Below are 12579 nucleotides of genomic sequence, written 5' to 3' on the forward strand. Positions count from 1 at the left end.
CAGTGGTTCTCTACTGTCTTATGAAAGTTAAGGCAGAGAGTGATGAACTGTATGAGAAATTAGTGAGAAAGCATTTTTATGGCAGGTCTGATGATATTCCTGCATCTGACAAAACTGAGCACTTGAAAGGGTGTGGGTAATTATATGAAATTTTGCAAAACAATAATGCAGACAATACAGAAAAGGAGTGAAAGGAACATGAATAACAAGTTAGAAGTAATCGGCATTGATCATGGCTGGTCAATGATGAAAACAATCTCTCAGGTATTTGTCACAGGAGTTAAGGAGATTACAACAACTCCGGCACTTTTCGGCGATGTACTTGAGTATGAAGGAAAGTTCTATAAGGTTGGAACTGTGAGGCAGGAAGTAAAGGATACCAAGGTTGAAGATGACAGCTTTTATCTTCTCACTCTTGCAACAGTTGCTAAGGAACTTAAAAGAAGAGGTCTTGAAGAGGCAAAAGTATTCCTTGCTGTAGGACTTCCACTTACAAGATTTGGAGCTGAGAAGAATGATTTTATCAAGTACCTGACAAAGAATAAGCGTGTAAGCTTCAAATATGAGAATGAGCCGTATCATATTGAAATTGATGATGTGGCAGTATTTCCTCAGTGCTATGCAGCAGTAGTGGACAAGATTCCTACAATGGCAAAGAAAACGCTGATAGTAGATATCGGTAGCTGGACAATCGACATTATGCCGGTAATCAACAAGTCACCGGATGAATCAAAGTGTGTGACGATTCCAAAAGGTCTTATTACCTGTATGCGTTCTATCAATGAGCAGTGTGTAAGACAGCTTAACGGAGAGGTAGACGAGTCAGAGATACAGAATATCATGCGATATGGCAGGTCAGATATTGATGATGAATACTTTGCCATTATCAAGGCAGAGATAGAGGATTTTGTCGATAAGGTATATAACTCAATCCGTGAGTTTGGGTATAACTTAAAAACTACACCGATTGTATTTGTCGGAGGCGGGGCAGTTGTGATGAAGAATTTTGGTAGTCATGATGCTAAGAACATTTCCTATAACCTTGATGTAAAGGCAAATGCAAGAGGATATGAGCAGCTTGCCACAATGGGACTTAAAAGCACTAAGCGATTATCATAAGGAGGCAGATGATGGGAAGAAGACTTGAATATGAAGTAAAAACTTCTGTCCGCCTCAACATGAGCAATCCTCAGCATGTGAAAATCAATGATGTGATTCAGAACCTTGATCCGAAGATTTTCAAATCTAAGAACCAGTTCATCATAGATGCGATTCAGTTCTATATTGATAATTATGGAAAAGAAACCTTTGTTATCAAGAAGAAGGAAAAAGAGAGGGCTGAATATATCCGGTCAGAAGATATTGAGGATATTAAGGAAGAAGTCATTGAAGTAGCAACCAATGAGGCTAGGAAAGAGGTCATAAGGCTGTTAGGCGGAGTGATATCCGGGATGAATGTTGGTCAGCCGGTAATAATGCAGGCAGCCAATAGTGAAGCACAAGAACCTACAGAAGATGTTATGGACGATGCAGATGTTGCAGGACTTGCAATGGGATGGATGTCGAAAGGAGACTGATTATTATGAGAAGAGTTATGGGAGCCGTAGGAACAGTAATTTTAGAGATACTCAAGTGGATATCAAGGATAATTCTTGGAGCGTTGAAGCTGGTCTTAGGACTTGCCAGAATAATTCTTCTTCTATTCGCTATGGTGGCAAGGATATTTCTTTCATTCGTAAGAATGGGCACATTCTGAGAGGAGGTGAGCGTATGCAGGTAAAGGGTTTATTCTTAAATTATAAGAAAAACAGAAGACTTATGCAGTATTTCTTTAAAATAAGAGAGCTGGTATAATGAAAGGAGTTTAAGATGCACAGAATACGGGACAGTCCTATGTGTCCCGTGCATTACAGATAAATAGTTCACTGCAAGGGTGGATGGCACGATGTAACACTTCGATATGATGATAATGCACCGGATGTTGTTGTAGCAACTCTTAAGCTTGTCAATGTACCGACAGAGCCTAAGCTTCCACAGACAGGCGACAATGCAAATCCGCTTCTTTATCTTGGAATTGGTGCACTTGCACTTATTACAGGTGTTGGAGTCGGACTTCGTGGAAGAAAGAAAAAGAATAAACAGTAACAATTAACCTTGCGGGGAATGTAAGCCAGTGACTTATGTTCCCTGCTTTTTTAGATTAAGGAGGAACCGTAATATGATGAATTATGAGATTTTTAAGGAAGTAGTAAAAGAAAAGTTTATGGATTATATGCCTGAGAAGTTCAAAGGAGTGGAACTTGTGGCAGAGCCAGTGGAAAAGGTGAATGTGACTCTTGATGGCATCATCTTAAGAGAAGAAGGCAGGAACATTTCGCCTACGATTTATATCAATGACATGTATAAGAAGTATCAGGACTGTGGTGATCTTGAGGAAACACTTATGGCTGCATGTGACTTCATGGAAAGGGCATATGAGCAGGCTCCGGATGTTGATGTGGACAGCATTATGAGGGATGCTAACGAGAAGATTGTATTCCAGCTCATCAATACAGAGCAGAATAAGACATTTTTGGAGCAGGTGCCGCACAGAGAGTTCCAGGATCTTTCTATTGTGTATAAGGTAATAATCAGTGCAGATAAGGATGCGGTGCAGAGTTCAAAAATTACAAATGAATTTGCAAAAAGACTTGGAATGAGTGAGGAACAGCTCTTTAAGTGTGCAGCGGAAAACACAAGAAGACTCTTCCCACCTGTAGTACGAAGCATGAATGACATTATGAGAGAAATGTTCGCAAGGGATGGGATGCCACAGGAGATTGCAGATATGATGATAGCCGAGATTCCACCGGAGCAGACGATGTGGGTGATTTCCAATGAAAAGGGTATCAATGGTGCAGCATCCATGCTTTATGAGAATGAGCTTCATGAGCTGGCAGAGAGTTTAGAGAGTGACCTTTATATTCTCCCTTCGAGTGTGCATGAGGTTATTGCAGTATCTTCAGATATGGGAAGCCCTGAGATGCTTGCACAGATGGTAGTCGAGGTAAACATGCAGGAGGTGTCTTTGGACGAGAGACTTTCCAATCAGGTATATCACTATGATAAGGATTTAAGAAAACTCACCCTTGCAACTGATACACCAAACAAGAGACTTGATGGTATCGTTGCAGAACCTCCCCTTGTATATGATGAGAAGGAAAAGTCCAGATAGGAGGCAGTTATGCAGGAACTTACAATGGAAGAACTCATTGCTCTCATAAACAGCCAGAAAGGTGACTTTGTTATCCGTGTCGAGTTTGGAGAGGAGGCGGTGTCTGATGCCAAAGAAGAATGACTTCAAGCTTGATGTGGTTTCGGTAAGACTTGTAAAGGATGCTCCGATTTATTCGGAGCACACCTTTAACAATCCGGCGGATATAGCTGCTGTCATGGGAGACTGTATGTGCCAGTTTGACAGGGAAGTAGTGTGTGTGGTCAATCTAAGGTCAGATTTAAAACCTATCAATGTGCATTTTGCAAGTGTGGGTTCTTTAAATGAGGCAATGGCACATCCGAGAGAGCTGTTTAAATCAAGTATCCTAAGCAATGCGGCAAGCATGATGTTAATCCATTGTCATCCATCCGGGAATGTATTCCCAAGCAAGGCAGACACGATGATGACAGACCGCATGAACAAGCTGTGTGAACTGATGGGAATACCGCTCATTGACCATATCATAGTCGGTGGAGACAATCGTGAATTTTTCAGTTTCAGGGAAAAAGGCATGATTGATAATCCTAAGATTACACTAAGCACAGATTACCGGACACTTGATATCAAGTCACCGCTTGTAGCAGAGCAGGGAAAGGCAAGGTGAAAGCATGGATGGAAGATTTACGGATGAAGAGCTTGCCATAGCAAAGAGTGTTGACCTGTGTGCAGTAGCAGAAAGCCTTGGGTATACAGTAAAGAGGATTGGCAAATACCACACTTTAAAGGAGATGGATTCCATCCGTATCTATAACAGAAGCCATTGGTACAGATGGTCAAGGCAGTTTGACAAAGGCAACAATGGCGGCTCACAGATAGATTTCTTACGGGTATTTTGTGGAATGAGTGTAAAAGAGGCTGTGTTCTGGCTTTTAGATTTCGCAGGATACAGAAGAATTGAGAAGCCTGTAAAGCAGCCTCTTGTTCATCAGGTATCGCAGAAGCAGGCAGAGGAGAGAAAGCCATTTGTCCTACCGGAACTGGCAGGAGATAATTCCTATCTTATTTCATATCTGAATCAGGAGAGAGGAATCAGCAGGACTGTCATAGATCTGTTTTTAAAAGATGGACTGATTTATGAGAGCAGGCATTACCACAATGTTGTTTTCAAAGGAAATGATAAAAATGGAGTGACAAGATTTGCAAGTATGCGGGGAGTGTTTGATAAGCAGGGCAAGCCATTCAAGTGTGATGTCACAGGAAATGATAAAAACTATGGATTTAATGTGGTAAATGTTAACAGTACAGAGCTTGTAGTATTTGAGGCTGCAATTGACCTTATGAGTTATGTCGATATCTTCGCAGATTATGAATCGAATAAGCTGGCACTTGGGATGCTTGCAGATGCACCACTTGAGACTTTTCTTCGGGAACATCCGCAGATTACTTCCATCCGGTTCTGCCTTGATGGAGATGAGCCGGGGAGAAAAGCAGCAGCTGAACTTATGAGAAAGTATTATGAGCTTGGATATGAGGTAGAAGACTGTCCGCCACCTGCCGGATATAAGGATTACAACGAGTGGCTTGTAGCGGCAAAGCTTAATCTGAACAGGATGAATAAGCGAGCAGATGAACCAGTCAGGGCATGAGAAAACGGATTTTGATGTGTGGGGGCAGAAAGCGCCCCCAAAACAGCAAAGTGGGGGCAGAAAGCGCCCCCAAAATGTCAAAGTGGGGGCAAAAAGTGCCCCCACAATTTGGACACGACAAAATCCGGACGAAAGCAAAAATAAAAGTGGGGGCAGAAAGCGCCCCCAAAATAACAAAATGGGGGCAGAAAGCGCCCCCAAAGTAGCAAAGTGGGGGCAAAAAGCGCCCCCACTTTCATAAACAGAGGGTTTTAGGGAGATTTTCTCCCTAACTAGATGGCATTAGGACAGAGATGTCTCTAATGCGTATCTAGCCGTAAACCTAAGAGATTCAGACAGGCGTGTGGGTGGAAGAGATATACAAAACACGGATAAGGGAGGTGCAGGAAAGCAATGGATAAAGAACTTACAATAATCGCAGAACCAGAGGAACTTATTGCCTGGGCAGACACATTTGATATCTTACTAAACCCTTCGATAGAAGATGCTGCAATTCTGCTTAACTATATGGAAGGACATGATTATGCCATTGGCATAGATTCAGATGGGAAGATGTACAGGCAGGATATTGCTGAAGAGAATGGCGAGATAGAACCATATTCGATTGATGATGTTATAGATATTGTCTGTGAATGGAACTATGAACTGATACTTGATGCGGAAGCACACAGGAGTGATCCAAAGGATTTTAACGACTATAACGAGTATCAGAACAAGTATGAAAGTCTGAAAGCAGATGAAAAGAGACTGGACAGATTGTTTGATAAAACCAGTTATGGTAAGGAACTTATAGAAGTTGCCACAGAGCTTGCAGACAGGGTTATTGCCCAGCTGGGTAATAAAGAACTGGAAAAAGCTGCTGTAACAGTAGCAGAAGGAGTAAGAGAATACAGTACGGGTAAGAGAGGAAGGTAATTCTATGGCGGATAAAGTTCATTGTATAAGGAAAACACTAAGACTTATGCCACAGGAAGCGAAGGTACTTTCTGATAAGGCAAAGGCAAATGGAATGAATGAAGCCGAATATATCAGGCTTCTAATCAGTCAGAAACCAAATGATTATCCGGAAGTAAGGAAACTTCTTAAAGAGCTTATCAATGAGATAAACCGAATCGGCATTAACATCAATCAGATTGTATTTAACAGCAATGCACAGCTGTATTCCAAGAAAGATAAGGAACAGCTTGTGGCATATATGAAAAAGCTGAATCAGTCTGTCAGCGAGGCGGTGGTAAAGATTGGCAATCAGTAAGATACTTCACATGAAGGACAGCGGGAATTCTTTTCATGCAAGGCATTTGAAACGGGCACTGGATTATGTGATGAATCCTGAGAAAACGCAGGGAGGAAGACTTGTGGGAGCCATAAACTGTCAGGCAGATATGGCTTTTGAACAGATGATGGATACAAAGAAGCAGTTTGGAAAAACAGACAAGCGACAGGGGTATCACATCATTCTTTCCTTCAAAGAGGATGAGGTGGAACCGGACAGGGCTTTTGAGATAACACAGAAGTTTGTAGCAGAATATCTTGGTGATGCCTATGAAGCGGTATTTGTGGTTCATGATAATACAGACCATGTTCATTCACACATTGTATTTAACAGTGTAAGCTTTGTGGATGGGAAAAAGTATCGCTACGAGAAAGGTGACTGGGCAAAGTATATCCAGCCGATTACCAATAAGCTGTGTCAGGAGTATGGTCTTTCCATTATAGATGTGGAGGATGGCAGCAAAGAGAAAAAGCATGAGAATTATAAGGATTGGAGCGAATATCGTGAAGGCAGCTTTGTGTGGGCAGATATGATAAAAAGAGATCTTGATGCCTGCATTTTACAGGCAAATGATTTCAGTGGATTTCTGGAGCTGCTGTCGGAAAAAGGATATGAGGTCAAGCAGCGAAAGTATCTGGCAGTCAGACCACAGGGGATGACAAGATTCAGAAGATGTAAGACTCTTGGCGAGAATTATTCACAGGAAGCTATTGTGGAGCGTATTGCTAAGGAAGATTTATCTTTTTACCAGTCACAGAATGAGGAAAAACAGGCAGTGATAGTAAAGTGCTATGTCAAAAGATACCACAGGGCGAAGATGTCAGGCTTGCAGAAAAGATATTATGCAAAGCTTTACCGGATTGGAAAGCTGAAAAAGAAGCCATACAGTCAGGTATGGAAGTATAGGGATGATATCCGAAAGATGCATAAGCTGCAGGAGCAGTATCTATTTCTGGTAAGGCATAAGATTGAGAGTGCGGAAGAACTTGTTTCGGTACTTGATAATCTGACGGATAAGAAGAAAGAAGCATCAAAGGAAAAGAGTAAGACCTATAAGGCTAAGGAAAGATTCAAAGATATTTTTGACAAGGCTGAACAGATCCGGGAGCTTGATGATGCGGAATCATGTTACCAGAGTGGGGATACCTTCTTTGAAGATGAGCACAATGCATGGGAAAGGCTTAACACTGAACTTTTAGCACAGGGATACAGTGTGGAAGAGGTCGAGAGTCTTAGAAAGAAATATGAGAGCAAGTATGCACAGGACTGTAAGGCAGAACGGGCGGTATCAAAGGAACTTAGCCTTGGAAGATCAATATGGAAGGAACTTACTGTATCAGCTTCGGCAGAAGAGAAGCAGTATGACAAAGAAACAATAAGAGACAGAAAAGAACAGCCGATGCGTTAGGCTGTTTTTTTAGTGGTTAGGAGGCATATATGGAAGAAAAAAGAGAGCCATTAAGTGAAATGGCGATTGAGAGAAAGATACAGATTCTTCGTAATAAGCATATGGACAGTGAGGTCATTGCTCTTGTCAAAAGCGATTATGAATATGGACTGACTGATGATGAAATCGGTCTGTATCTTAACAAAAGTTATGACATTGAGCAGATGAAGGTGTTATCAAAATGTCTGCATAAGGGTGTATCAGAAGAGTTGTTAACGCTGCTGAAAGATAGCAGGATGGCAGCACCTAAGATGCAGACAGCATTAGATTACTATGAAAAAGGTGTGCCGATTGATGCAATCAGAGAGGTAGTCCAAAAAGATGATACAGCAGTAAACATGCGCAGGATGTTTGATGTCGTATTAGATAAGCTTAATAAAGCTAAAGAGCAGGTGCCACAGGATTTAGAGTATGTGAAAAGTCTTGTAGCCCAGATGGATGAAGTGGTCGAAAAAATCAATCACCAGAATGAAAGGTATGATGCCCTGAATAAGAAGCTTTCTGAAATAGAAACTTCCAAAGATGATGAGGAAGTCAGGGAGCGTCTGGTCAAGGAGAACCAGGATAAGGATGCTCTTATCAACAGTCAGCAGAATGAACTGAATAAGGCAAGCAGTACGATTGCAAGACTCAGGGATGATATTGAGAAAAAGGATAAGGAGATAAAGCGTATGGGAGACAGAATAGAGTCATTGGAAGATAAGATCATAAGTGTTGCCACAGAGAATAAGAAAGAGGCAGAAAGTAAGGCAGAGCCGCAGGAAAGCCAGTCCGTACCACAGGCAGAAAAAAAGATGGTTGATACAGTTGCAGTTCCGCAGAATATGCAGGCTGTGGCAAACGGAATTCCGGTCTATTATCAGATTCCGGTAGTTGATGGTACTGGAAATGTGGTGCAGAGACTTCCGATTGAGAGAAGTGTGAGAAAGAGCAGCAACAGCGGAGTGGCAAGCCTTTTTGCAAGACTGTCATTTAAGAAAAAGTCAAGAGCAGACATTGTAAAGCTGGTTGCATCGGGAGACCTTGTTCCGGCGCAGCTTGTGCAGATTAAGAGTGCAATAGAAAAGGGACTTACTGAGTCACAGCTTGTAGAGCTTATAAACAACAACATTTCAGCGGAAAAGATGAAGGAGATCATTGAGATTGCTGTGCTTGAAAACAGCATGGCAGATTAGGAGGAACTTATGAATTTAGCAGTAGTAAATGAAGCAGTAACAGAGATGAATGGTGTGGAGCATCAGTTTACAGAGGAAGAGAAAAACTTTGTTGTCCAGTTCGCATTCAGAAGTGGCAGCAAGGAAGACACGATTTCTCTTATTGAAGCTTTGGCACATTCAGCGGATAAGGCTGAGTCGGACGAGATTATGGTCACATACAGGTCTAAATATGATATGAAGCCTGCATGGGTGGAACAGGTGGAAAACCTGCTTGTGGCACTTGAAATGTATCGTATCGAGGAGGAGAAAGCAATCAATCATCTGGCAGATATTTTGACTGCTTATGGTATTGATGTATCAGCCGAGGAAATCCGTACTACAGAGACAGAAACGCTTAAAACAACAGTCAGAGAGAAAGTAGAGGTGCGATAATGGCAGAAGAGATTCAGGAAGCGGTGCAGATCATCCGTGTAGCTTATGATGGCATTGAGATTGCCATGAAGGTAGGAAGCGGCGGCATTGCTGCCATGCAGAAGGCAATAGATTTCTTAAAAGGGATGCTTGATTATGAGAAGTCACTTGGCAAGACATGCATGAGAAAGCTGCTCCTAAAGGGTGGCGATTTACAGGTGTTACAGTTTAATACCGAAGATATGAAAAAGGTTGAAAAGATGGCAAAGAAGTATGGAATACTCTATTCAGTACTTCCAGACTGTAACAGGAAAGATGGACTGAGTGAGGTAATCTTTCATACAGAGGCAGTTCCCCGTGTGAATATGATGATACAGAAGCTCAAGTTTGGTAAGATTGCCACATTTGACGATTATCTGAAGAATGGAGATGAAAAATCCCTTGGCAAGCTGATGGATTTTTTGAAGAAACAGCAGGGAAACGAGAAAAGCCACACGATAGAAGGGGATAGGGTTAATACCGCCATTGACGGACTGATCGAAAAGGTCGGAATGTTTGCAATGGAAAAGAAAGCTATCAGTGTGGATCAGGTCAAGGAGAATTTCAGTATCAATGGTGAGCAGGCTGAAAGTGTTATCAAACAGCTTGAGACAATCGGTGTGCTTGGCAGTAAGAAGGAAGATGGTACGCATGCAGTCATGATGGATAAGGATGCATTTATCAACCGTGTCAGAGGATATCAGGACCTTGCAGAGAGAATGAGGGCAGTAGCCGCATCAAAGAATGCCAATCTTTCGGATGTTACAATCAGTAAGAAACTCATTATTGAGGAGAATGACCATGCAGTTAAGACAAGAATCCCCGGAACATGGGGAGACGAAGCAAGATATGTATGGCTTCGTAAAGAAAACATTATGGACATCCATAATGGAAAGACTATGCTCACGTTTCTCGATTCCAATAAGGATTATAAGCTGTATGACAGCCAGAATCGTGTTGTAACAACACAGAAGGGAACAGAGCTTTATACGCATTATGATAAGGTGGAGGCATCTGTCAGGGAGCGTTATGAGAAAGTCCAGAAACAGCAGAAAAAGACCACGCAGCAGAAAACAGTCACTACCAAGAAAGCGAGGTAGTTTTATATGCAGACAACAAAGAAAAAACCATCACTGATATTCATTCTTGTGGGTGCAGTATTAGCGGGGTACCTTGGTTATCTGATAAATGGTGCGTGGTCGGAGGGAGTGGCATTTAATGAATTTATGAACAGATTCAATGAAGTATGTGCTGCTCCCTTTGCAAACTATTACAATACGAATACTATAAAAGCGGTAGCCATTGCATTAGGAATCTATGCGATGGCTATTGTTATGTATTACACCAGCCAGAGAAACTATATGCCCGGCAAGGAGTTTGGTACAGCGAGATTTGAAAATCCAAAGCAGGTTAATAAGATACTGGCGGATAAGGACGAGAATTTCAATCGAATACTAAGCCAGAATGTGAAGATGTCACTTGATTTCAGAAGGCTGAAGCTCAATGGAAATATTCTTATCTGCGGTGGTTCCGGTGCCGGTAAGACATTTTATGAGGTAAAGCCGAATCTGATGCAGATGCCACATAACTGTTCATTTATCTGTACTGATCCAAAAGGTGAGATTCTTAGAAGCTGCGGGCAGATGTTAAAGAATAACGGATACAATGTGAAGGTCATCAATCTGCTTGAGATGGATAAGTCAGACTGTTACAATCCGTTTTCCTATATCAGGGAGGAAACGGACGTGGTAAAGCTGATTACCAATCTTATCAGTAATACCACACCAAAGGGTTCCACTCCAAGTGATCCATTCTGGGAGAAAGCAGAAGGATTATTTTTACAGTCAATCTTTTATTATGTATGGCTTGAAGTACAGCCGGCAAAGAGAAACTTTGAGACAGTACTGAAGCTTCTTGGAGAAGCAGAAGTGACAGAGCAGGGAAAGGCATCGAAACTGGATGTGCGAATGAAGTTCTTAGAGGAGAGTTCTCCACTTGGAGCTAATCATCCGGCAGTAAAACAGTACAACAAGTGTATGAGAGGTGCAGGAGATACAGTACGTTCCATTATTATCAGTGCAAACTCAAGACTTGCATTTCTTGAGAATAAGCAGGTTTTACGACTTCTTTCTAAGGATGAGCTGAATCTATCTGATATAGGTATTGGAGTCAATGGTGATGGAGAGACGAAGACAGCACTCTTTTGTGTAATCCCCGATAGTGACAAGTCCTATAATTTTATTATCGGAATGCTCTATACTCAGATATTCCAGGAATTGTACTATCAGGCGGATTTTAACTGCGGTGGCAGACTCCCGATTCATGTGACATTTATGTTAGATGAATTTGCGAATGTTGCATTGCCAGATGATTTTTGTTCGCTGCTTTCTACAATGCGAAGCAGGGAAATTTCCAGTATTATCATCATACAGAACTTTGCCCAGTTAAAGGCACTTTTCAAGGATACTTGGGAAACCATTCCAGGCAACTGCGATACTTTCATCTATCTTGGAGGCAATGAGCAGAGTACGCACAAGTATGTCTCGGAACTGCTTGGAAAAGGCACGATTGATAAAAAATCAAGCGGAGAGACAAAGGGGAGGCAGGGAAGCTCGTCAAGAAATTATGATGTTTTAGGCAGGGAACTGTTTACACCCGATGAGGTAAGAAAGCTGGATAATAAGAAATGTATTATTTTTATCCGTGGATTTGATCCTATCATGGACAACAAGTTTATTCCATTTAATCATCCGATGTTTAACCAGACAGCAGATGGCAAGGGAGAGCCTTATGTTCACGAGATAAGAGGAGCAAATAATCTTATCGGTCCGCCATTTGAGATTCTTTCAGACAAGGCAGTTAAGTATTATGAAAAACTGAAGGATAAGGGCGAGAATGTGTATATAGATTCTCTAACCTATGAGCAGTTTATGATGCTTGGCGATGCGGAATTAAGCAGAAGATTCTCCATGCAGGATGAAGCAGAGCAGAAAGCAAAGATAGACAGGGAACAGGCAAATGAGCTTGAGTATGTCGATGAATCGCAGAAAGCAGATAGTACAGCAACTGCCAGTGGTTCTAGTGGAAACGCTGGTGGTAAGCCTGTAAGGAATCCTGAAAGGGAAAAGCCTAAGTGGGAAGATACTATTACAAACCGAATGCTTCATTGGTCATATACACCTGAGCAGAAAGAGGAGCTAAAGATGGCACTTGCGGCAGGAATTCCTAGAGCAACGATACTGACTTATTTCTATCCAGAGGTAACGGTGGAGAAGATGAGTTCTTATCGAAAGAAGCAGTAAGTTATCGCATAGGCACAGAAGTTGTGGTATACTGTGCCTATGTGAGATTAAAGAAACTTACAAATCGTTAAGGAAAGAATCGAAGGTGGTGCAAACGAAAAAGCAGTA

14 protein-coding genes are annotated in these 12579 nt (G+C 41.8%); all 14 read left to right on the forward strand.

From position 1 onward, the window contains the following. Positions 1-198: 198 nt before the first annotated feature. The 14 genes from DXA60_RS17470 (at position 199) to DXA60_RS17540 (ending at position 12471) form a co-directional block, all read left to right on the forward strand. Positions 199-1119, forward strand: coding sequence for a ParM/StbA family protein (locus DXA60_RS17470; protein ID WP_117922569.1), 921 nt, complete (start codon positions 199-201; stop codon positions 1117-1119). An 11-nt stretch (positions 1120-1130) separates the two neighbouring features. Next, positions 1131-1577: an ATP-binding protein gene (locus DXA60_RS17475; RefSeq protein WP_227701501.1), complete on the forward strand. Its 447-nt coding sequence runs from the start codon at positions 1131-1133 to the stop codon at positions 1575-1577. A 5-nt stretch (positions 1578-1582) separates the two neighbouring features. Continuing rightward, positions 1583-1756 (forward strand): hypothetical protein, encoded by a 174-nt coding sequence (locus DXA60_RS17480; protein WP_199536248.1) that lies wholly within the window; start codon positions 1583-1585, stop codon positions 1754-1756. Between the two features lie 161 nt (positions 1757-1917). Continuing rightward, positions 1918-2145 (forward strand): LPXTG cell wall anchor domain-containing protein, encoded by a 228-nt coding sequence (locus DXA60_RS19945; RefSeq protein WP_081021251.1) that lies wholly within the window; start codon positions 1918-1920, stop codon positions 2143-2145. A 73-nt stretch (positions 2146-2218) separates the two neighbouring features. Next, positions 2219-3214: a DUF5688 family protein gene (locus DXA60_RS17490; RefSeq protein ID WP_055068877.1), complete on the forward strand. Its 996-nt coding sequence runs from the start codon at positions 2219-2221 to the stop codon at positions 3212-3214. Positions 3215-3320: 106 nt separating this feature from the next. Continuing rightward, the gene (locus DXA60_RS17495; RefSeq protein ID WP_004611525.1) at positions 3321-3860 is read left to right on the forward strand and encodes a JAB domain-containing protein; all 540 of its coding nucleotides are present in this window, start codon (positions 3321-3323) and stop codon (positions 3858-3860) included. A gap of 4 nt (positions 3861-3864) precedes the next feature. Continuing rightward, positions 3865-4842, forward strand: coding sequence for a DUF3991 and TOPRIM domain-containing protein (locus DXA60_RS17500; RefSeq protein WP_008117417.1), 978 nt, complete (start codon positions 3865-3867; stop codon positions 4840-4842). A gap of 393 nt (positions 4843-5235) precedes the next feature. Then, complete coding sequence (locus DXA60_RS17510; protein ID WP_117922571.1) at positions 5236-5757, forward strand: multidrug transporter; 522 nt, start codon at positions 5236-5238, stop codon at positions 5755-5757. 4 nt (positions 5758-5761) lie between these two features. Then, positions 5762-6094, forward strand: a complete 333-nt coding sequence (locus DXA60_RS17515) for a plasmid mobilization protein (protein WP_055262787.1) — start codon at positions 5762-5764, stop codon at positions 6092-6094. Positions 6095-6104: 10 nt separating this feature from the next. Then, complete coding sequence (locus tag DXA60_RS17520) at positions 6105-7523, forward strand: relaxase/mobilization nuclease domain-containing protein (RefSeq protein WP_117922574.1); 1419 nt, start codon at positions 6105-6107, stop codon at positions 7521-7523. A 29-nt stretch (positions 7524-7552) separates the two neighbouring features. Beyond that, positions 7553-8737, forward strand: a complete 1185-nt coding sequence (locus tag DXA60_RS17525) for a hypothetical protein (RefSeq protein ID WP_006858864.1) — start codon at positions 7553-7555, stop codon at positions 8735-8737. 9 nt (positions 8738-8746) lie between these two features. Then, complete coding sequence (locus tag DXA60_RS17530; RefSeq protein ID WP_006858865.1) at positions 8747-9151, forward strand: hypothetical protein; 405 nt, start codon at positions 8747-8749, stop codon at positions 9149-9151. Continuing rightward, positions 9151-10269, forward strand: coding sequence for a PcfB family protein (locus DXA60_RS17535; protein ID WP_117922572.1), 1119 nt, complete (start codon positions 9151-9153; stop codon positions 10267-10269). Before DXA60_RS17530 ends, DXA60_RS17535 begins: the two co-directional genes overlap by 1 nt. Before the next feature lie 6 nt (positions 10270-10275). Further along, positions 10276-12471 carry a VirD4-like conjugal transfer protein, CD1115 family gene (locus DXA60_RS17540; protein ID WP_117922573.1) on the forward strand — a complete coding sequence of 732 codons (2196 nt, stop codon included), beginning with the start codon at positions 10276-10278 and terminating at the stop codon, positions 12469-12471. Positions 12472-12579 lie beyond the last annotated feature (108 nt).

Source organism: Roseburia sp. OF03-24, assembly GCF_003463035.1.
GTDB lineage: Bacteria > Bacillota > Clostridia > Lachnospirales > Lachnospiraceae > Roseburia > Roseburia rectibacter.